Below are 20,437 nucleotides of genomic sequence, written 5' to 3'. Positions count from 1 at the left end.
AATATAAATTCATTTCTAGCAGTAGTATAGCCAATGCAGTTTGGATAAAATAAGTTTCCTATCCATAATGTTTGTAGAGACGTTGCATTGCAATGCCTCTATGTTCGGAATTGTAATTAAGCGCACAGTAGCCGTAAATGCAAAACAAAACCAGGTAATATATCTTCTCCAGACAAGCTAGTAACGCAAGGCGGAAGTCAAAAGTCAAAGGTATTTATTGTATTCCGAGCTTCTTGCGCCATTTGAAATGATATATTTATTTCCGCGCCTCATGTACTAAAGTAGTTCTAAAATAAGCTTGACATGATTAAAGCAATATGTTAATAATAATAGTTTGTGGAAACTTTACTTCTTAATTTAAGCTCTTGGCTAACGTCATTGTCATAGGTGCCCAATGGGGCGATGAAGGAAAAGGTAAAATAACTGACTTACTCAGCCGTTCCGCAGATGTTGTGGTTCGTTACCAAGGGGGTGTCAATGCTGGACACACGATTGTAGTTAAAGGTCAGACCTTTAAGCTGCACTTGATTCCCTCAGGTATTTTGTATCCAAATACCGATTGCATTATCGGCTGTGGAACAGTAATCGATCCACAGATTTTGATCGCAGAACTCGACCAACTAAAAGAATTAAATATTTCCACTGACCACCTGCTGATATCTGAGACAGCCCACGTAACGATGCCTTATCATCGGTTGATTGACCAGGCATCTGAAGAACGACGGGGAAGCCATAAGATCGGCACAACAGGTCGGGGCATTGGGCCGACTTATGCAGACAAATCTGAGCGTATAGGCATTCGGGTTTTAGACTTGATGAACCCCGATGAGCTACGTGAGCAGTTGGAGTGGACGATTAATTATAAAAACGTCATTTTAGAAAAGCTTTACAACTTACCGCCTCTAGATCCGCAAGAGGTGATTGAACAGTATTTGGGATATGCAGAACGCTTACGCCCTTATGTTATTGATACATCGTTAAAAATATCCGATGCGATCGCGCGACGGCGGAATATTTTGTTTGAAGGGGCACAAGGTACGCTCCTTGACTTAGATCATGGAACTTATCCTTATGTCACCTCCTCTAATCCTGTAGCCGGTGGGGCTTGCGTTGGTACAGGGGTAGGGCCGACAATGATTGACCGGGTAATTGGAGTGTCGAAAGCCTATACGACACGAGTGGGAGAGGGGCCATTTCCCACAGAATTGCATGGAGAGTTGGGAGAATTGTTGTGCGATCGCGGTGCAGAATTTGGCACAACTACCGGACGCAAACGGCGTTGTGGCTGGTTTGATGCGGTCATTGGTCGCTATGCCGTGCGGATAAACGGCATGGATTGTATGGCGCTGACCAAACTGGATGTCCTCGATGAATTAGAGGAAATCCAAGTTTGTGTCGCTTATGACATAGATGGCGATCGCAGCGAACACTTCCCCACAAGTTCTCGTCAATTTGCTAGATGTCGCCCCATCTACAAAACCTTACCAGGATGGAAAGTGTCAACAACCCACTGCCGCACCCTGGAAGACTTGCCACCGCAAGCACTGGACTATCTAAAATTCCTCGCTGAATTGATGGAAGTCCCGATCGCGATCGTCTCACTAGGAGCAAGCCGCGATCAAACCATAATCGTAGAAGACCCCATCCACGGGCCCAAACGTGCTTTATTGCAGGCCGACGGCACACCTGCTACCCTACTTAGTGCTTAGTTAAGAGTGAGGAGTGAAGAGTTAGGAGTGAGGAGTTAAGAGTTAAGAGTGAAGAGTTAAGAGTGAAGAGTTAAAACTAAAGAGTGAAGAGTGAAAAATGAGTAATTAAATCAAAACTCCAAACTCCAAACTCCTAACTCCTAACTCCAAACTCCAAACTCCAAACTCCTAACTCCAAACTCCTAACTCCAAACTCCAAACTCCAAACTCCTAACTTTAATTAACAACTAACAACTTCTATGGCTATTACAGTCGAATCTCTAAAACGTGCAGAAGGCAGCAAGCCAAGAGCTTTGCGCCGTGCTGGACTGATACCTGCCAATTTGTATGGTCATAAGGGTACAGAATCCATTTCTTTGACCATTGATGCTAAAACTGTTGAGCGCTTGCTCAAAAGAGTTTCAGTCAACAATACATTGATTGAGTTAAACGTTGCTGATGCACCTTGGCGCGGCAAAGCCTTGCTGCGGGAACTTCAAATCCATCCAGCAAAAGGTACACCTTACCACCTTAGCTTTTTCGCGGTTGCGGGCCACGGCGACACAACTGTAGGAGTACGGCTGCGTTTTGTGGGAACTGCTATTGGTGTTAAACAAGAAGGTGGTGTGTTAGACACCGTAATCAGCGAATTGCAAGTGAGTTGTGCGCCAGAAAACATCCCAGATGTAATCGAAATCGATGTCTCTAACCTACAAATTGGAGACAGCTTGAGTATCAGTGATATACCCTTTCCTGAAGGTGTTACACCTCTAGCTGAATCAGAGCGACTTGTTGTGAGCGTTTTGCCACCACAAATTAGCGCTGAAGATGCTGGGACAGAAACTGAAACTGAAGCGGCTTCTTAAGCTAAGTAAACTGTGTAATAATTTTTGATGACACCAGGGGGAAACTCCTGGTTTTTTTGTATTTAGAAATTTTACTTTTTTCGTAAATCGTGGTAGACTTGCTCGATGTTATTGAGTGTAGTCGCAACACCTGTGCGATCGCTCACAGCCCGAAATAGGGGCAGAGCTTGGTTGTAAAAATCGAGTGCTTTTTACTTTTTTCGTAAATCGTCATAGACTCCACCGATGTTATTGAGTGTAGTCGCAACACCTGTGCGATCGCCCACAGCCCGAAATAGTGGCAGAGCTTGGTTGTAAAAATCGAGTGCTTTTTACTTTTTTCGTAAATCGTCATAGACTCCACCGATGTTATTGAGTGTAGTCGCAACACCTGTGCGATCGCCCACAGCCCGAAATAAGGGCAGAGCTTGGTTGTAAAATTCGAGTGCTTTTTGCTTTTCTCCGAAAGCGTCGTAGACTGTACCGATGTTATTGAGTGTAGTGGCAACACCTGTGCGATCGCCCACAACACGAGATAGGGGCAGAGCTTGGTTGTAAAATTCGAGTGCTTTTTGATTTTCTCCGAAAGCGTAGTAGACTCCACCGATGTTATTGAGTGTAGTCGCTTCAACAGAGCGATCGCCCACAGCACGAGATAGGGGCAGAGCTTGGTTATAAAATTCGAGTGCTTTTTGCTTTTCTCCGAAAGCGTAGTAGACTCCACCGATGTTATTGAGTGTAGTCGCTTCAACAGAGCGATCGCCCACAGCACGAGATAGGGGCAGAGCTTGGTTGTAAAATTCGAGTGCTTTTTGCTTTTCTCCTAAATCGTCGTAGGCTCCACCGATGTTATTGAGTGTAGTCGCAACACCAGAGCGATCGCCCACAGCACGAGATAGAGGCAGAGCTTGGTTGTAAAATTCGAGTGCTTTTTGCTTTTCTCCTAAATTGTTGTAGACTTTACCGATGTTATTGAGTGTAGTGGCAACACCAGAGCGATCGCCCACAGCACGATATAGTGGCAGAGCTTGGTTGTAAAATTCGAGTGCTTTTTGCTTTTCTCCTAAATCGCTGTAGACTTTACCTAAGCTAATGAGTGTAGTCGCTTCTCCAGAGCGATTGCCCATAGCACGATATAGTGGCAGAGCTTGGTTGTAAAATTCGAGTGCTTTTTGCTTTTCTCCTAAAGCGTCGTAAACTAGACCAATGTTATTGAGTGTAGTCGCAACACCTGCCTTGTCGCCCACAGCACGAAATAGTGGCAGAGCTTGGTTGTAAAATTCGAGTGCTTTTTGCTTTTCTCCTAAATCGTCGTAGACTTTACCGAAGCTAATGAGTGTACTCGCAACACCAGAGCGATCGCCCACAGCACGAAATAGTGGCAGAGCTTGGTTGTAAAATTCGAGTGCTTTTTGCTTTTCTCCTAAAGCGTCGTAGACTAGACCGATGTTATTGAGTGTAATGGCAACACCCGTGCGATCGCTCACAGCACGTTTAAGGGGCAGAGCTTGGTTATAAAATTCGAGTGCTTTTTGCTTTTCTCCTAAAGCGTCGTAGTTATGCCCAAGCCCAAGCAGTGCATTTGCTTCAAGTTTTTGGTCTTTGAGTTGTCGTGCAATGGTTAAACCCTGCTGGAATATTTGTATTGCCTGTTGGTGTTCCTGTTGCTGTGTCAGTTTTATCCCTTGCTCAAGCAGTCTTTCTGCTTCTTGCGCTTGCAAGTTTTGAGTCTGTCCCCAGGTGGGTTGAGCCATCAGCATTACTGTTAAAGGCGTTAGATAAACGCCCAAAGCCAAAAGACTGGTGATAATTTTTTTCATAGAATAGCGCAGAGGTAGCTGTTTTCAATTGGGTCTATAAGCTGTTGTTACCAACATCGTGATCTTTGTGATGAACATTGTAATGTTTCTTATTAATATCGTGATCTTTGTGATGAACATTGCAATGTTTGTTATTAACATCGCAATGTTCCTTATTAATATTGCGATGTTTGTTATTAACATCGTGTCTGTCGTTATAGCGATTCTCAGTTGCATAGAATACAGACCTAACAAGAACAGCCCTTTCCCTTCTAGCGTTGGGGAGTAAAATTCAAAGCCTCTCTCCTTTTAGGAGAGAGGAATGGAAGTGAGGTCAAAGTGTATTGCATCCGAACGAGAAACGCTATAAGAACGTCAAAATGGTTAGGGTGCAAAACTGCGATCGCTATTCAAGCAACGTTATGGTTAATTAAAATTATCAGTAATACAGTCATCTCTGCCAGTCAATTAATATTGAATCGGATCATCTCTGCGACTCAACACAAACGCTCATGGATAGCTAAACAGCTAAAATCTCTGGCTGAATTTAGTTCTAGGCAACTGCGCTCAGTTAATTTTCTGCGATCGCTAATCAATGAGATAGTAATAGTATACTAGGTATTAATTGTGATATTTTGGTTAGCTCGTTGACCAATGACTAATGACGGTCTTCACGGAAAATAGCGCAATATATAAACGCATTAGCTTATCAACAATCAATTGGTAAACTGTGTAATAATTTTTGATGACACCAGGGGGGAACTCCTGGTTTTTTTATATTTGAACCGCAGAGGCGCAGAGAGCGCAGAGGACAGAGATGACAGAAGCGACTCTTCCAGCTTTAATTGAGCAAATGTTGCAACCGAGATTTTATCCACATGCGGTAACAGAACCTATTCAACTAATTCAAACCCACATTTCTTATGTGCTGTTGACTGGGGATTACGCCTATAAACTAAAAAAACCGATGAATTTTGGTTTTTTAGACTTTTCCACCTTAAAGAAGCGGCAACATTTTTCCCTAGAAGAGTTGCGGTTGAATCAACGGGGTGCTGGTGAACTGTATTTAGAAGTTTTGCCCATAACTCTGGTAGGGGAGCAATACCAACTAGGGGGAACTGATGAGCCTGTAGAATACGTGCTGAAGATGCGCCAGTTTCCTCAAGAGTCGCTATTAAGCACACTTTTTGAACAGGGTAAGTTAGATGAGACGCGCTTAGAAGAGTTGGGACGGGTAGTGGCTCAATATCATGCACAAGCACAGACGAATGATTATATTCGCAGTTTTGGTGAAGTACCAAAAGTTCGCACTGCATTTGATGAGAATTATCAGCAAACTGAGAAGTATATTGGTGGCCCCCAAACACAGGCGCAATTTACAGAAACAAAGCAATATACAGATAACTTTTTTGCCCAACGTCCAGAATTATTCGCTAGCAGAATTCACAACAACTATATTCGTGAATGTCACGGGGATTTACACCTGAGAAATATTGCGTTGTGGCACGATAAAATCTTGCTGTTCGATTGCATTGAGTTTAATGAGCCGTTTCGCTTTGTCGATGTGATGTACGATGTGGCATTCACGGTGATGGATTTGGAAGCGCGACAGCGTAAAGACTTGGGTAATGCGTTTTTGAATTCATACATAGAGCAAACTGGAGATTGGGAAGGCTTACAGGTGCTGCCTTTGTATTTAAGCCGTCAGGCTTATGTTCGAGCAAAGGTAACTTCATTTTTGCTAGATGATCCGAGTGTACCCGCTACGGTAAAAGAAGAAGCGACAAAAACTGCTGCTGAGTATTACAAACAGGCTTGGGAATACACTAAACCAAAGCAGGGAAAACTTATTTTGATGTCGGGGTTGTCAGGTTCTGGTAAAAGTACCACAGCAAGGCATTTAGCGCGTCAAATGGGAGCGATTCACCTCCGTTCTGATGCGGTGCGGAAACATTTAGGGGGAATTTCCCTGTGGGAAAAAGGTGGCGATGATTTGTATACCCCTGAGATGACCGAAAAAACCTACACACGGCTCTTGGAATTGGGAATTATCCTGGCTAATCAAGGTTTTTCGGTGATTTTGGATGCCAAGTACGATCGCCAGCAGTTGCGGCAAGAAGCGATCGCTCAAGCTACAAAGCACCAACTTTCCCTTCAGATTATCCAATGCACAGCACCCCTTGAAGTTATAAAAGAGCGTCTGAACAACCGCACTGGTGATATCGCTGATGCCACCGCCGATTTATTAGACTCACAAATCAAACAAGCTGAATCTTTTACTGAAGAAGAACAACCTTACGTAAAGATTTTCGATACAACTCAACCACAGCAGGCACAATTAAATAATTCGTAATTCGTAATTCGTAATTCGTAATTGAACGTATCGCGGCAGTCCCCACCCTCAGCTTCATGCTGGGTGGGGAAGGATAGCGGTTGACGACGATTGTATCTATGACCAAAATCAACTTCTAGTAGAGATATAGCTGCTGCCGAAGTTATGCTTTACTGGGCTAAAGGTAATCTACCGGGGGCAGGAACTGTCCTCGCAGACGCTGATGTTACTAGCTCTACTTTACGCACCCGAAAAAAAGCGGGGATCTTGAAGCAACTGGGACAAACGAAGCGTCAGAAATCTCAAGGGAAGCTTGCTAAAAATGACTTGGGGAATGTAGAAACCCCAAGCTCAGGCGAAGCCAGCTTGGGGTAGTTCATTCGAAAATTAGGAATTACGTTAGCGTAGCGTTAGCGAGTCTGCGTTCGCTTTTAGCGTCTCGTTGGCGCAGCCTCTCGTAGAGAAGAGAGCGTCATTAGTAATTAGTTAATAGCCTTTTTTTACTCTATGGCAGACAAAAAGAACGACTTTTTCAGTATTTCTCCCAGCTTCTTTTCTCAGTTGTTATTTGGGGCATTTTTAATATTTATATTAATAATGACCGGCTCCGCACCAGCCCTGAGCATCTTCTTAGGAATAATGGGCGGTTTTATCCTTGGCTGGATCACAAATATAACTGATAATAGCCCCAAGCCTCCAACTGTAGCCTCCTCTGATGGTGTTGATACAGGACTAAAATACTGGTTATTTTTCATGCTTGGCTTTGTATATTTGGGGTATCCAGCACCCATGAGTATCTTGCTAGGGGGAATAGGCGCTTTAGCTGGAGGCTGGATTACTGCTTGGTGGGGAAGTAAGGAAGAAACTAGAACTCAGCTGCAAGTTGAAGAATCAGAAGAGGGTGAAATTGAACCAACCAACGACAGAATCAACAAACGGCAAACAAGAAGAACCACCCGCCGTTACCGTCGCACCTCTGGAAGTACTAAAAATTAATTTCAGGTTTTGGAAAAAAAGCAGTAATTTGGGAATTGGGCAGTTATCAGTTGTCAGTTATCAGTTAAGAAAATCGTCTGTGATAACTGTTCACTGATAACTGTTCACTGATTTGAGTCTCCCTCATCTCCCCATTCCCCACTATGTTTTTATATTTTTCCAAATTACTGCCACTATTTTTTTATCCACTAGGATTAGCCTGCGTGAGTTTGGTAGTAGCATTAGTCACGTTGTGGAAACGACCGCGCACTGCGGCGATCGCAATTGCTTTTGCCCTAATTTTATTGCTATTTTGTAGTAATGCTTGGATTGCTAAATCATTAGTGCGATCGCTAGAATGGCAAAATCTTCCACTCGCCCAAATACCAGTTGCAGAAGCAATTGTAGTTTTGGGTGGCGCAACCAAATCAGCTTTTCCCCCAAGACCTACCGTAGATTTGAGTGAAGCAGGCGATCGCGTAATCTACGCTGCCCAACTGTATCGCCAAAAAAGAGCGCCTATAATCATTCTTAGCGGGGGGCGCATTGATTGGCGTGGTAGTGGTTCACCAGAGTCGGCAGATATGGCAACAATACTGACATCTATTGGTATTCCATCTGAGGCAATTATCCAAGAACCTGAATCTCTAAATACTTATCAAAATGCTGTAAATGTCCGCAAAATTTTGGAGTCTCGTGGCATAAATCAGGTATTATTAGTTACTTCTGCAATGCATATACCGCGATCGCTTAAAATTTTCCAACGTCAAGGAATTAATGTCATTCCTGCACCGACTGACTTTCTTGTTAGTGAGGGTGAACTGCAAGAACTCGGCAGCACTCCCAAAGCCGCTATACTGAATTTATTACCTGATACTGAGAACTTACACCAATTTACCACCGCTTTAAAAGAGTACATTGGTTCTTTAGTTTATCGCTTACGCGGTTGGCTCTAATTAAAGTTATGAGTTATGAGTTATGAGTTATGAGTTATGAGTTATGAGTTATGAGTTATGAGTTATGAGTTACGCCTAATGTGAATTAAATAGGTTGAGACTGGAAAGTGAGAACATCAATACCAAAACGGCGACGGAGCAATAAACGTAGAGTATGAGATGCAATCTTGGCTGCAATATGTACACAAAAGCCATCAACGGTTTTGTTGAGTAAGCGTTCGGGATTACGACCAGTGTTTTGAATTTCGTGAAAAACACCTTCTACACGCTGGCGAACACGACTAATAAAGCGCTTCAAGCCCTGAGAATGTTGAAGATGCTGGTTATCGCGCTTGAGTGTCCAGATTCGATTACCAGTGCGACGAGCGATCGCGGCCTGCCAATCAGCAGAGATAAATCCTTTGTCTGCGTAAATGTCACTAGCACTAACCATCTCTAAAACACCATCAGCAGCAATTCTCTCATCTGTATTAGCAGGCACGATATCATAAGCAATAGGGATTCCATTCCAGGTTGACAGCATAACTAGTTTGTAGCCAAAATAACGCATTTCTCTAGCGGCACACCAGCCAGGAGTAGCATTTGCTGCAAAATCGCTATGTCGCTTGTCTCGCTTGAGTCCCAATACTGGTAATGGTTTGGTGTCGAGAAGGAAATATTTTTCACTTTCTCCAACCAATTGCTCTACCCAACTGCGGCGTAAGTTCTCTAACATTCCATCCAACTTACGTAAGCGACGATTAAATTGACTTTGGTCAAGTAAATTTGGAAACCATTCAAAGTAATTTCCTCGGATAAAACCCAGAAACTGTGTTTCTCCTGGAAAGGGCAAATAATCCATTACCAGTGCCAGTGTCATGATTTCACTATCGCTCATTCTTGCTTTCACTCCTGGTTTTAGGAGCGTTGTCTTTTGTACTTGCTTTTGATACCAATCATCTACCATTACAAAGATTGTCGTTAATAGCGTTCCAAAGTCTATGCTATTCATGGGGGAAGTCCGAGTTGAAAAGCTGGTAACTTTCATCTTCTTACTTCTCCCGCCTTTTTTCTCTAATTCACATTAGGCGTGAGTTATGAGTTATGAGTTATGAGTTATGAGTTATGAGTTATGAGTTATGAGTTATGAGTTATGAGTTATGAGTTATGAGTTATGAGTTATGAGTTATGAGTTATGAGTTATGAGTTATGAGTTATGAGTTATGAGTTATGACTTAAGTAAGTAGGCGAGAATAAATCAAACTAAGTTAAGTAATGTAAAAAATATTGAAATTAGTTCGTAGTGAGGACTTTAGTCCTTATTTGAGGACTAAAGTCCTCACTACGAACCTTTAATTATTTACGCCGCTCTACTTATAAGTTATGAGTTATTACTTATAAAGTACAGTAGTTGGCTGAATTCAAAACTCCCAACTCCCAACTCCCAACTCCCCACTCCTAACTCCTAACTCCTAACTCCCAACTCCCAACTCCCAACTCCCAACTCCCAACTCCCAACTCCCAACTCCGCACTCCCAACTCCCCACTCCTAACTCCTAACTCCCCACTCCCAACTCCTAACTCCCAACTCCGCACTCCCAACTCCCCACTCCTAACTCCTAACTCCCAACTCCCAACTCCCAACTCCCCACTCCCAACTCCCAACTCCCAACTCCTAACTCCTAACTCCCAACTCCTAACTCCTAACTCCTAACTCCTAACTCCCCACTCCTAACTCCTAACTCCCAACTTTATTAAGATGTCTAAAAATTTACCTTATATTATGCCATCCCCTCAACCGCAAGTTGAGGAAGCATTTGCCGCTTACCAAACAACCCATCAGTTTTACCACGAAGTTCGTTCACGGTCAGAGTTTCAGCGTTATTGTGAGTGGTATTATACAACAGCAGAACAGAACCGCCAAGAGCTTAAAAGAATGCGCGGCGAACTGAATATTTTTCAGTGGTTTCGCCGCCGATAAGTGATTTAGATGACTTCTAACTCATTTTCACGTAAATGGGCTTTAAACTTTTTACTAAACTGGACTACAATCGGCAAATTAGCGCTTACCGGTCTGTCTCGCCATTGGGTGGCAATACCTACTACATCGCCTTCAGTGCCTTTGATGTCAAAAGGCTGATTCCGATGTTCAGGATGATGATACACTACTACCGAATCTTTAACGCGGACGCGATCGCCAACTTTCATAACAACATTTACACCTAGCATTTTCTTTTCCACAACTATCTGCTACAAAATATATGATTAAATCGCTTAGAATTTGATTTAATCAGCTATTTCTTGACGCTTCATCGGGGTGCAACGGCGCATTTAACCCTCTGCGTCCAGGCACGTCTTAGCAATCCGTGCGTACTTTTTTAAGTTTTTTGCCGCGTTAATAACTATCGCCCCTAGCTTTCGTCTTTACCCCAAAACAGGGAAAGGAAAGAGAATTAGGCGATATCTATTAGATGTGCTTAGTACTTTGACAAGATATCTAACCCTTTTATCTTGACTCTAGGATGTTCCCCAGGTCAACTCTCTCACCAATTTTCGTGTATGGCAGATGCGCTATTATTGCGATCGCTTCACTGTATTATCTCACCAGTTAAATCGTGACTCTAAATCTAGAAACTGTCTTCAGCAACATTGCAACTGAGACGGTTCCCGTTAACTCTGTAGCGGTTCCCCTTAACTCTGTAGCGGTTCCCCTTAACTCTGTAGCGGTTCCCCTTAACTCTGTAGCGGTTCCCCTTAACTCTGTAGCGGTTCCCGTTAACTCTGTAGCGGTTCCCCTTAACTCTGTAGCGGTTCCCCTTAACTCTGTAGCGGTTCCCGTTAACTCTGTAGCGGTTCCCCTTAACTCTGTAGCAGTTCCCGTTAACTCTGTAGCAGTTCCCGTTAACTCTGTAGCGGTTCCCGTTAACTCTGTAGCAGCTCCCGTCACGACTGAGATGACTAATGTTTAAAAATTGGTCATCTCAGTCGTAATTTTTGTGACTAACAATAGGTAATAAACCTACAATAGTTGTCACTATAAGCTAGTTCCCACTTCTGATTCCCTATTTCCCACCCGGACACACTTGCTGCACTCTTTGGGGAAGTTGCCGACACATCTGCTGAAATCCTTGAGGATTAAATTGCCACCAAGCTAATAATCCCAGACTTGTACCTCCCACAAGCAACGCTAAAGCTCCCCCCAGCATTATCAAACGTTTACCCCGATTAGGTTTTGTAATTAAGGTTGGTGGAATTTCTGGGGTTATAACTGGTTCTTCTGAAAGATCCAAATCTAGATCCAAATCTAGCAAAGCTTGCGAACTTTCTGTAAAAGAAATTGGTTCTTCCAGTTTTAGTTCTTCTAGTTCCTCTAGTTCTTCTAGTTCTTCTAATTTTTCTAGTTCCTCTGGTTCTTCTTGTATCTCTGCTTCTATAATTTCTTCTGGCAAAGCTGGAGTCACAGGTACTAAGTATTCTGGGGAGACACGGCAATAAGTGAGAACAACCGACGTATTATCACGCCCATTTTTTTCGTTTGCCAAGTCAATCCAGTTGCGGACAGCATCTTCAACTGTCAGTTCACCTCTTAACAAGGGTATTGCATAATTTTGCCAAGATTGTTCCACCAAGTTATTATCACTTAAACCATCAGAACAAAGTAGCAATATGCCATCTTCTTCTACAATAAATCGCTGAACTTTAAAACGCAAAGATTCTGAATCTCTTGTGCCTAATGCTTGAGTTAAGGCACTAGCATCTGCTCTCAAAAGTGCCTTTCGATACAAGCTTTTACCATAGCGTACTTCCCGCGTTGCCACATCATCATCTACTGTGAGTAGCTGACAATAATTGTGAGTAATCCAATAAGCACGGCTATCGCCAACATTAGCCAAGTAAAGTTCATGGGTATTATTTGATTGCCACCCTGTACTCGTCTGCACTCGTTGGGGAACTTGCACCGCCATCACAATAGTTGTAGCCATGCGTTCTTTGCCTTGGCGTTTTTGTTGATTATTCCGGGCACTAATCAGATTATTTACCACCCGCAAGCTTGCTTCTAATTGTTCCTGCAACAACTCTGGTGGTACAAGTACAGTTTGTTCTGTAACCTCCTTGAGTAAAGCGCGAATTTGCAACTTTACAGACTCCACCGCCAACCTACTAGCAACCTCCCCGCCTTCATGTCCGCCAATGCCATCGCAAACAATCGACAAGTGAGGCAATAAAGGTTCATCTAAGTCACTTAAAGCATTTGGGTAGCAAGCGTCTTCATTTTGCGGCATAATTGGGCCAATATCTGTAGAGCCTGCCACCTTCAAAACTAATGGCAATTCCGCAGCAGATGCTAGTAGTAAATTATTCAGTTGAATATTAATAGTCTCTAACTCAACCTCATCACACATCTGCTCGACTATTTTCTGTAACCCTTTGGCTACTGATGCCTTTGCAGACGCTAGCCAAAACTGCCAATACTCTCCCAGATTTTGTAAACTCAGTTTCTCATCTGCTGGTGTTTGGTAGAGTTCCAACAGGCGCACACACCAACCTTGAACTCTCAAATTGTCTACTACTAGTAAACTGCGGCTAAGTCCTAATTCTGATAAAGGTGTCCAAAGTTGGAGAATTTGCCACAGCCAATAAACTTGTCGTACCGCCGTTGCTTGCTCCCATGCCTCAACAATAGTTGGATAGATATTTCCTGTTTCATCTATCGGCACATTTTCTAATAAGAGGATATCAGTTGTATCTCCCTCAAGATTATTAGCAAACCCATAAGCCTGGGGGAGATGTAATCGCTCTTGATATAACCGTAGATAAGAAATTACTTCCGTTGGCAATTCTTCAGGTACATCTGGCGGTAATCCCGGTTGAGTATCCAGCCAAACTTGGGGACTAATTACCTCATACCTATCTGCTACCCTCCTACCTGGTGAGATTTTGGCAGACAATGAGCCAGTAGCCCAAAGATAGCGGTGAACTAAAGGAGTTTGACAAGTCGCACAAACACTATCTCCAATAGGATTAATCGGGCTATTACAGCCTGGATTTATACAATAAATTATCAGTTGAGTAGAAATCATAAAGGTATAAATTTAACAAACCAATCAACTTATGAACTTCGATTAACTTTAGCTGGCAAAGATTTGAAGGCTAGAATAGACTGGACTTGTGTACCGCTAGCTACATCTTGTTACTGAAATTAATCAAAATTATTGGTAAAAATACCAAATTTTGTTTTCTGTAAATAACTTACGTCTGGCTGTATCTAATCGTAGAAATGCATTTACGTCAATGTAGAGTTTAGGATGGCGCTATGCCAAGTTTTACCTTAATCTGGCTTCTGGCAGGAGCAGTTCTGTGTTTGATGGAACTATTCTTACCATCGGCGTTTGTCGCATTCATGATGGGAATCAGCGCTTTTGTGGTGGCGCTGCTATCTGTAGTGGGTTTGGGAAGTGTATGGTTGCAAGTTTTACTTTGGCTGTTGTTTTCTACAGCATTAGTTTTGTTTTCCCGTCGGTTTTTGCAACCAAGACAACGCAAATCAAAAATTCGGGATGCAGTCATAGCTGAAACTTTAACAGAAATTCTGCCTGGAAAAACAGGGCGGGTGCGGTATGAGGGAAATTCTTGGCAAGCACGATGTGACGATGACAAATTTACCGTACCACCCAATCAAAGAGTTTATGTGGTTAGGAGAGAAGGTACTACTTTGATTGTGATACCAGAAAATCTGTTGAATTCTTAGTTAATGGGGAGTTAGGAGTTTGGAGTTAGGAGTTAGGAGTTAGGAGTTAGGAGTTTGGAGTTAGGAGTTAGGAGTTAGGAGTTAGGAGTTTGGAGTTTGGAGTTTGGAGTTTGGAGTTATCTATCTCCTTTATCCTTCTCATCTCCCTCATCCCCCACTCCCTATTCCCTACTCCCCACTCCCTTTATCTTTATTAAAAATTAGGAGATTCACTATGGAACAGTTCTTTTTACTAGTATTTTTAGCCCTTGGTGGTTCTGCTGTAGCAGGTTCTGTGAAAGTCGTCAATCAGGGCAATCAAGCTTTGGTGGAAAGATTGGGTAGTTATAACAAGAAACTGGAACCAGGACTAAACTTTGTCATTCCTTTCTTAGATAAAATTGTCTACCGAGAAACTATCAAGGAAAAAGTCTTAGATATTCCTCCCCAACAGTGCATTACCCGTGACAATGTTGGCATTGAGGTGGATGCAGTGTTTTACTGGCGCATTGTGGATATGGAAAAAGCCTGGTACAAGGTAGAAAATCTCTAGTCGGCAATGGTAAATATGGTGCTGACTCAAATTCGCGCCGAAATGGGGCAACTGGAGTTGGATCAAACCTTTACTGCTCGATCGCACATCAGTGAACTTTTATTACAAGATTTGGATGTTGCTACCGATCCTTGGGGTGTGAAAGTGACACGGGTGGAATTGCGAGATATTATTCCGTCTCAGGCGGTGCGTGAATCAATGGAATTGCAAATGTCGGCAGAACGACGCAAACGGGCAGCAATTTTAACTTCTGAGGGCGAACGCGAGGCTGCTGTCAATAGCGCCAGAGGTAAAGCTGAGGCACAAATATTGGATGCCGAAGCTCGTCAAAAATCGACAATTTTGCAAGCGGAAGCTGAACAAAAGTCGCTGGTGATGAAAGCTCAAGCAGAACGTCAGCAGCAGGTTTTGAAAGCCCAGGCGATCGCAGAATCAGCAGAAATTATTGCCCAAAAACTCCACACTAACCCCAATGCCAATAAAGCAGTTGAAGTTCTGTTTGCCTTGGGCTATCTAGATATGGGCGCGACGATTGGTAGAAGCGATAGCAGCAAGGTCTTATTTATAGATCCGCGCACTATTCCTGCTGCTTTTGAAGGTATGCGTTCCGTTATCTCAAATGCTCAGGTTGACTCTAACGAGTTGTTTTCTAAGCAAATCCCAGGATTAGAAAATAACCGCCCTAGTTAAGAATGGGGAATGGGGAGTGGGGAGTGGGGAGTTAGGAGTTAAGAGTGGGAGAGATTAGGAAGTAGAGATTAATTTCTTCCCCATGCCCCATGCCCAATGATAATTAACCCAGAACAGGTCACAATAATTCGTAATTGTTAATACTTCGGCTACGCTCAGTACAAGTTCGTAATTCGTAATTATTACCCCATGCATTTTAGGCTGGGGCTTGTAGTAAAGATGCTACGCATTTTTTTCTTTTTCATAATTAAAATTAGGTGGCTCTGTACCCAGAATGAATTAATTAATAATTAATTTAGTAATTTTTAATTACGAATTACGAATTACGAATTACGAATTATTCGGTCAAATAAGACTTGTCGAACTCACGTTAGATTAAATTAAAGTCTCAGAACTTGGCTTCGATTATTGTTTTCTGAGAGTGACAAAAGAGGGTTAAGGTAAGCTAGCGCGATGTCTACGAAGGACTACTCGGCGTCGCGCTTTTATAGTAAATTTTCAAACCTCGTTAAAATATAGTTAATCTTAGATAGTTTCCAATGACAGCCCAAGAGTTAGAAACACAGTTACTATCCCTAACACCAGCCCAAAAGGTGGAAGCAATTCGCATCTTAACCCAAGGTATTAGTAGCAACAATGATGGAATTACCAAAACCCCTGGTGTAATGGGTGCTGATGCTTGTATTGCCGGAACACGCATTCCTATTTGGTTGTTGGTAAGTTATCGACGACAAGGTGCTAAAGATGCTGATATTCTAGATCAATATCCTCAACTTAGCGCAGCTAACTTGGTAACAGCATGGCTTTATGCTGAAGCATTCCCTGACGAAATTGATACTGCTATCTACGAACAAGAACAAGCTGATGCAATTTTAGATGCTTCTTAAAATATTTTATTGATGTATGGCAAGGTTGTTAGCAGATGAGCAGTTTCCCCGTAAATCGGTAGAATTATTACGTACTTTTTGACATGATGTTATCACTATACAAGAAGCAGGTAAAGCCGGAATTTCTGATGATATGGTGTTAGAGTTTGCAATATTATAAAATCGGGTTGTATTAACTATTAATCGTCGTGATTTTTTTAAATTACATAAGATTAAACCCGAACATACCGGGATAATTGCCTGCAAAGATGATTTAGATTGGAATCGATTAGCAACAAATATTGATGCGGTGATTTCTACAGAATCAACATTAACAGGAAAAGTTATTCGCGTTAATCGATTTTCTTCTACAACGCTATAAACCAATACAGTTCAGTTAAGCCCAAAAACCTTGGTAAAGACGCGAAATTTCGCGTCTCTACAGGTCTAAAATTAGTACCAAAAATCCTTAACTGAACCGTATTGCGCTATAAACTTTATGCGATCGCATATTTCATCTGACCTATTTGATAAAATTACAATGGCTACTGAAAAGAATACGATGTCTATGACGGGCTACGGCTATGCACGACTCGTCCCATTCTTCTCATAATGAAATAATCAAGTTTTGATAAGTTGTAAATTATGACCTTATCTATTCAGTCAACTACAGCATTAAATGTAGAAGAGTTCTTAAAAGTACCAGAAACAAAGCCAGCAAGCGAGTATTTTAACGGACAAGTCTACCAAAAACCTATGCCACAAGGAGAACACAGTACGTTACAGAGCAGTTTAGTCACAGCTATTAATGAGATTGCTAAACCGCAAAAACTAGCTTATGCCTTTCCTGAATTACGCTGTACATTTGAAGGTCGTTCAATAGTACCAGATATTGCTGTATTTGAATGGCAAAGAATTCCCCTTGATGTAAAAGGTAGAATTACAAATAAATTTGTAATTCCTCCAGATTGGATAATTGAAATTCTATCACCAGAACAATCACCTAACCGAGTTATCAGCAAAATTACTTTTTCTATTCAAAATGGAGCAAAGCTAGGTTGGTTGCTCGATTCGGCTGATGAGTCAATCATGATTTTTGAACCCAATAAATTACCAGAATTAAAAGAGAAACAAGATATTTTACCCGTTTTGAGTGTTATTGAAAATTGGCAATTAACAGTTGCAGATGTATTTAGTTGGTTGAGTTTTGTTTGAATAAAGCAACAGTAAGCTGACGCTAACGCACTTCTGAATCATTATGGAAAATGAAGACTTGTAAAGGAAGGCTGATTTACCGCAGTAACAAAACCTCAACTCCTAAAACCTCAGCACTTCTTGCTAAAGCCTCATCAGCCGTTACTAATGGGATATAACTATTGATTAATCCCAGTAGCTTGATTTACTTGGCATTCGCTGCACAACCCAAAAAACTCTAGGGTGTGATAAAAAACTTTAAACTTATGGCTGGATTCTAACTGGTTTTCTAGGTCATGCACGGGGCATTGATGAATTGGAATTGAGACACCGCATTGCAAGCAAGTAAGGTGGTGTTTGTCTTGCTGCGCTAGGCTATAGAGGGCTTCACCATTAGCCAAATTCCGCACTTGTACCATGCCTTCGAGTTTTAAGGCTTCTAGGGAACGGTAAACTGTCGCTAAACCCATGCTCTGATTTGTGTTACGTAGTTCTACGTAAATATCTTGAGCGGAAATGCCTTTTTTGATGGTTTTCAGTAGGTTGTAAATACGCTCTTGACTGCGGGTGCGTATGGCTCTCATAGACAATAATTTAAATATGCCACTGTAGTTGAAGCTGTTAGATAGGCTAATGGATCAATTAACTTTAACCGCTTCGTAATCTTATTTTGACTCAGTTGGAACAGAAAGTTATAGTATAGCGATCGCAGCATTCAGCAAAAGCCCGTGCAAACCAAGTATCTAGCCAAAATTTTCGTGACGCTTCGTCCTTCAGTCTTAGACCCTGCTGGCGTGGCTGTACAATCCGGTCTTAAGCAAATGGGATACGAGAACGTTGACCAGGTGCGGATTGGTAAGTACATTGAACTCACCATCACTTCGTCTGATGAGAAGAAAGCGCGTCAAGACCTCACTAGCATTTGTGACCAAATGCTAGCAAATCCCGTGATTGAAAATTATCGCTTTGATTTGATTGAGGTCGAAACCCAGACTGGGGTATTTTAAGGATTGGGCATGGGGCAGTTATCAGTTGTCAGTTATCAGTTATCAGTTAAGAAAATCGTCTGTGATAACTGTTCACTGATAACTGTTCACTGATTTGAGTCTCCCTCATCCTCCCTGCCCCCCTGCCCCCTGCCCCCCACTCCCCAATACTGCTCGGTTAAGGAATTTCTTCGTTGAGGCAAGCAGGGGGAGCAGGGGGAGAAATGGAGGCAGGGGAAGAGTTTTGCCTCCCCTGCCTCCCCTGCTTCCCCTGCCTCCCCTGCTTATCCGAGCAGTATTGCCCCACTCCCCACTCCCCACTCCCCACTCCCCACTCCCCACTCCCATTAACTAATCATGAAATTCGGTGTTGTTGTTTTTCCCGGTTCTAATTGCGATCGCGATGTTGCTTATGTAACCAGAGACTTGCTCTTACAACCGACTCGCATGGTTTGGCATCAAGAAACGGACATTGCTGATTTGGATGTCGTTATTATCCCTGGTGGCTTTAGTTACGGGGATTATCTGCGCTGCGGTGCGATCGCGCGTTTTTCACCCGTGATGCAGCAGGTTATCGAACATGCCCAAAAGGGTAAGTTTGTAATCGGTATTTGCAACGGTTTTCAGGTATTAACTGAAGCTGGACTTTTGCCAGGGGTGTTAACTAAAAATCGGGATTTGCATTTTATTTGCGATCGCGTCCCCTTAAAAGTTGAGCGGACTAATCTCCCTTGGACGCAAGCTTATACAACTGGTGAAGTTATCACTTTGCCCATTGCCCACGGTGAGGGACAATTCTACGCTGACGCAGCCACTCTGGCAGAAATTGAAGATAACGGGCAAGTTGTGTTTCGCTATGAAGGGGAGAATCCCAACGGTTCACTGAACAACATTGCCGGAATTTGCGATCGCCAAGGCAATGTGTTGGGGATGATGCCGCACCCAGAAAGAGCATCTGACGCGATGCTGGGGAATAGCGATGGCTTGAGGCTGTTTCAAGGATTGTTAGAGAAGGTAGCGGCATTAGCCTAACACCGCAGGGCGGAAATCAAAAGTTAAAAGTTAGTTTTAAAATGGTAATTTGATTTTTGCCCCGCTTGTAGAGACGGCGATTTATCGCGTCTTCTAGAGACGGCGATTTATCGCGTCTCCCTAACCGTCAAAATGAATTTGACAGACCACTAGGTTGGGTGTTTTGCGATCGCTGTCTGAAAGATAGACTAAGATTCTTCTAGAAACCGCGATCGCTCTCAAATTTGCTCACCATCCCCAAGTACCAGGAGCGCCTTTGAAAGGCCCAACAATATCACTGGTGACCCAACCGCCGTAGAAGTTACCTGGTTGTGGTTGCACCTCTTCGTCATTCACGTAGCATTTATCCATTAAATGAGCGTAAAAAGCTACATAGTCCTTGATATCTCCAAAAGCTGGTGTAGGGCTAGGGTAAAACCAGGCAGCATTATGGACTTCTTTTTCACCAACTCGGATTGTGTAGTAACCAGCACTTCCCTTCCACTCGCAAAAGCTAGATTGCGGTGTTAGCTGCAAATATTCCATTTTGATATCGGCAGGGGGAATGTAGTAAGAAGGAGGATGACTAGTTTCTAAAACACGTTTGGCGTTGTGGGTATCTACAATTCTGACGCCGTTAAAGATTATTTGGATATGTTTACTTGTGTCCTCCAGACGAGGAGGACGGGGGTAATCCCAAACTGATTCTTGTCCGGGAGCGGGTTCAATGCGTTGAAAATTAACCATCGTAAAATCTTGATGTCATAATTGCCGATTAGTGATAGGCGTTAATGGCGCTTTTTTATCTCCCAATATACGCAGGGTAACTGATAAC

The 20,437-nt window shown here is 42.7% G+C and carries 19 protein-coding genes and 3 pseudogenes; 15 read left to right on the top strand and 7 right to left on the bottom strand.

Translation table 11 applies throughout. From position 1 onward, the window contains the following. Positions 1-365 precede the first annotated feature (365 nt). Positions 366-1,709, top strand: coding sequence for an adenylosuccinate synthase (locus tag D1367_RS08850; protein ID WP_118165791.1), 1,344 nt, complete (start codon positions 366-368; stop codon positions 1,707-1,709). A 239-nt stretch (positions 1,710-1,948) separates the two neighbouring features. Further along, complete coding sequence (locus tag D1367_RS08845) at positions 1,949-2,554, top strand: 50S ribosomal protein L25/general stress protein Ctc (protein ID WP_118165788.1); 606 nt, start codon at positions 1,949-1,951, stop codon at positions 2,552-2,554. A gap of 74 nt (positions 2,555-2,628) precedes the next feature. On the opposite strand, the pseudogene D1367_RS08840 reads toward D1367_RS08845, so the two are convergent. After that, a pseudogene (locus D1367_RS08840) lies at positions 2,629-4,353 on the bottom strand (tetratricopeptide repeat protein); the annotation flags it as partial. Positions 4,354-4,671: 318 nt separating this feature from the next. Between D1367_RS08840 and D1367_RS08830 the strand changes: the two are divergent. The 5 genes and pseudogenes from D1367_RS08830 (at position 4,672) to D1367_RS08810 (ending at position 8,595) form a co-directional block, all read left to right on the top strand. Beyond that, a complete protein-coding gene (locus tag D1367_RS08830) occupies positions 4,672-4,950 on the top strand; it encodes a hypothetical protein (RefSeq protein WP_181985113.1) in 279 nt (92 codons plus the stop codon). Between the two features lie 199 nt (positions 4,951-5,149). Next, positions 5,150-6,685 (top strand): bifunctional aminoglycoside phosphotransferase/ATP-binding protein, encoded by a 1,536-nt coding sequence (locus D1367_RS08825; protein WP_118165782.1) that lies wholly within the window; start codon positions 5,150-5,152, stop codon positions 6,683-6,685. A gap of 144 nt (positions 6,686-6,829) precedes the next feature. Further along, the gene (locus D1367_RS08820) at positions 6,830-7,039 is read left to right on the top strand and encodes a hypothetical protein (RefSeq protein ID WP_118165780.1); all 210 of its coding nucleotides are present in this window, start codon (positions 6,830-6,832) and stop codon (positions 7,037-7,039) included. A gap of 132 nt (positions 7,040-7,171) precedes the next feature. Then, a pseudogene (locus D1367_RS08815) lies at positions 7,172-7,679 on the top strand (hypothetical protein); the annotation flags it as partial. Positions 7,680-7,803: 124 nt separating this feature from the next. Continuing rightward, entirely contained in the window at positions 7,804-8,595 is a 792-nt protein-coding gene (locus tag D1367_RS08810) for a YdcF family protein (protein WP_118165775.1), read from the top strand. Between the two features lie 85 nt (positions 8,596-8,680). Here the strand turns inward: D1367_RS08810 and D1367_RS08805 are convergent, their stop codons facing one another. Next, complete coding sequence (locus D1367_RS08805) at positions 8,681-9,586, bottom strand: IS982 family transposase (protein ID WP_118171243.1); 906 nt, start codon at positions 9,584-9,586, stop codon at positions 8,681-8,683. Positions 9,587-10,333: 747 nt separating this feature from the next. On the opposite strand from D1367_RS08805, the gene D1367_RS08795 reads away from it, so the two are divergent. Further along, entirely contained in the window at positions 10,334-10,555 is a 222-nt protein-coding gene (locus tag D1367_RS08795) for a hypothetical protein (protein ID WP_118165772.1), read from the top strand. A 5-nt stretch (positions 10,556-10,560) separates the two neighbouring features. Here D1367_RS08795 and D1367_RS08790 read toward each other — a convergent pair whose 3' ends face one another. From D1367_RS08790 to D1367_RS08780, 3 genes are all read right to left on the bottom strand, one after another. Further along, a complete protein-coding gene (locus D1367_RS08790) occupies positions 10,561-10,782 on the bottom strand; it encodes a ferredoxin-thioredoxin reductase variable chain (protein WP_181985194.1) in 222 nt (73 codons plus the stop codon). Between the two features lie 400 nt (positions 10,783-11,182). After that, the gene (locus D1367_RS08785) at positions 11,183-11,521 is read right to left on the bottom strand and encodes a hypothetical protein (protein ID WP_118165768.1); all 339 of its coding nucleotides are present in this window, start codon (positions 11,519-11,521) and stop codon (positions 11,183-11,185) included. A gap of 115 nt (positions 11,522-11,636) precedes the next feature. Next, on the bottom strand, positions 11,637-13,655 hold the full coding sequence (locus D1367_RS08780) for a protein phosphatase 2C domain-containing protein (protein WP_118165766.1): 2,019 nt from the start codon (positions 13,653-13,655) through the stop codon (positions 11,637-11,639). Positions 13,656-13,888: 233 nt separating this feature from the next. On the opposite strand from D1367_RS08780, the gene D1367_RS08775 reads away from it, so the two are divergent. The 5 genes and pseudogenes from D1367_RS08775 (at position 13,889) to D1367_RS08755 (ending at position 17,626) form a co-directional block, all read left to right on the top strand. Beyond that, positions 13,889-14,323 carry an NfeD family protein gene (locus D1367_RS08775; RefSeq protein ID WP_118165764.1) on the top strand — a complete coding sequence of 145 codons (435 nt, stop codon included), beginning with the start codon at positions 13,889-13,891 and terminating at the stop codon, positions 14,321-14,323. A gap of 214 nt (positions 14,324-14,537) precedes the next feature. Next, positions 14,538-15,545, top strand: a pseudogene (locus D1367_RS08770) (SPFH domain-containing protein). Positions 15,546-16,084: 539 nt separating this feature from the next. Beyond that, positions 16,085-16,432 carry a DUF433 domain-containing protein gene (locus D1367_RS08765; RefSeq protein ID WP_118165761.1) on the top strand — a complete coding sequence of 116 codons (348 nt, stop codon included), beginning with the start codon at positions 16,085-16,087 and terminating at the stop codon, positions 16,430-16,432. A gap of 178 nt (positions 16,433-16,610) precedes the next feature. Next, entirely contained in the window at positions 16,611-16,793 is a 183-nt protein-coding gene (locus tag D1367_RS33070; protein ID WP_338042148.1) for a DUF5615 family PIN-like protein, read from the top strand. A 263-nt stretch (positions 16,794-17,056) separates the two neighbouring features. Continuing rightward, positions 17,057-17,626: a Uma2 family endonuclease gene (locus tag D1367_RS08755; protein ID WP_118165759.1), complete on the top strand. Its 570-nt coding sequence runs from the start codon at positions 17,057-17,059 to the stop codon at positions 17,624-17,626. Positions 17,627-17,784: 158 nt separating this feature from the next. Here the strand turns inward: D1367_RS08755 and D1367_RS08750 are convergent, their stop codons facing one another. Then, entirely contained in the window at positions 17,785-18,189 is a 405-nt protein-coding gene (locus tag D1367_RS08750) for a Fur family transcriptional regulator (RefSeq protein ID WP_118165757.1), read from the bottom strand. A gap of 144 nt (positions 18,190-18,333) precedes the next feature. On the opposite strand from D1367_RS08750, the gene purS reads away from it, so the two are divergent. Both purS and purQ read left to right on the top strand, forming a co-directional pair. Beyond that, on the top strand, positions 18,334-18,612 hold the full coding sequence (gene purS / locus D1367_RS08745; protein WP_118165755.1) for a phosphoribosylformylglycinamidine synthase subunit PurS: 279 nt from the start codon (positions 18,334-18,336) through the stop codon (positions 18,610-18,612). 336 nt (positions 18,613-18,948) lie between these two features. Continuing rightward, a complete protein-coding gene (purQ, locus tag D1367_RS08735) occupies positions 18,949-19,623 on the top strand; it encodes a phosphoribosylformylglycinamidine synthase subunit PurQ (protein ID WP_118165751.1) in 675 nt (224 codons plus the stop codon). Positions 19,624-19,851: 228 nt separating this feature from the next. On the opposite strand, the gene D1367_RS08730 is transcribed toward purQ, so the two are convergent. Next, entirely contained in the window at positions 19,852-20,349 is a 498-nt protein-coding gene (locus D1367_RS08730; protein WP_118165749.1) for a DUF427 domain-containing protein, read from the bottom strand. Between the last annotated feature and the right edge of the window lie 88 nt (positions 20,350-20,437).

The organism is Nostoc sphaeroides (assembly GCF_003443655.1).
GTDB lineage: Bacteria > Cyanobacteriota > Cyanobacteriia > Cyanobacteriales > Nostocaceae > Nostoc > Nostoc sphaeroides.
This window is presented reverse-complemented; position numbering and strand designations above follow the sequence as displayed.

Coding starts and splice junctions, on each gene's coding strand:
- D1367_RS08845 (WP_118165788.1), top strand. CDS start 1,949: ATGGCTATTACAGTCGAATCTCTAAAACGTGCAGAAGGCAGCAAGCCA.
- D1367_RS08825 (WP_118165782.1), top strand. CDS start 5,150: ATGACAGAAGCGACTCTTCCAGCTTTAATTGAGCAAATGTTGCAACCG.
- D1367_RS08820 (WP_118165780.1), top strand. CDS start 6,830: ATGCTTTACTGGGCTAAAGGTAATCTACCGGGGGCAGGAACTGTCCTC.
- D1367_RS08810 (WP_118165775.1), top strand. CDS start 7,804: ATGTTTTTATATTTTTCCAAATTACTGCCACTATTTTTTTATCCACTA.
- D1367_RS08805 (WP_118171243.1), bottom strand. CDS start 9,586: ATGAATAGCATAGACTTTGGAACGCTATTAACGACAATCTTTGTAATG.
- D1367_RS08795 (WP_118165772.1), top strand. CDS start 10,334: ATGTCTAAAAATTTACCTTATATTATGCCATCCCCTCAACCGCAAGTT.
- D1367_RS08790 (WP_181985194.1), bottom strand. CDS start 10,782: ATGAAAGTTGGCGATCGCGTCCGCGTTAAAGATTCGGTAGTAGTGTAT.
- D1367_RS08780 (WP_118165766.1), bottom strand. CDS start 13,655: ATGATTTCTACTCAACTGATAATTTATTGTATAAATCCAGGCTGTAAT.
- D1367_RS08775 (WP_118165764.1), top strand. CDS start 13,889: ATGCCAAGTTTTACCTTAATCTGGCTTCTGGCAGGAGCAGTTCTGTGT.
- D1367_RS08765 (WP_118165761.1), top strand. CDS start 16,085: ATGACAGCCCAAGAGTTAGAAACACAGTTACTATCCCTAACACCAGCC.
- D1367_RS08755 (WP_118165759.1), top strand. CDS start 17,057: ATGACCTTATCTATTCAGTCAACTACAGCATTAAATGTAGAAGAGTTC.
- D1367_RS08750 (WP_118165757.1), bottom strand. CDS start 18,189: ATGAGAGCCATACGCACCCGCAGTCAAGAGCGTATTTACAACCTACTG.
- purQ (WP_118165751.1), top strand. CDS start 18,949: ATGAAATTCGGTGTTGTTGTTTTTCCCGGTTCTAATTGCGATCGCGAT.
- D1367_RS08730 (WP_118165749.1), bottom strand. CDS start 20,349: ATGGTTAATTTTCAACGCATTGAACCCGCTCCCGGACAAGAATCAGTT.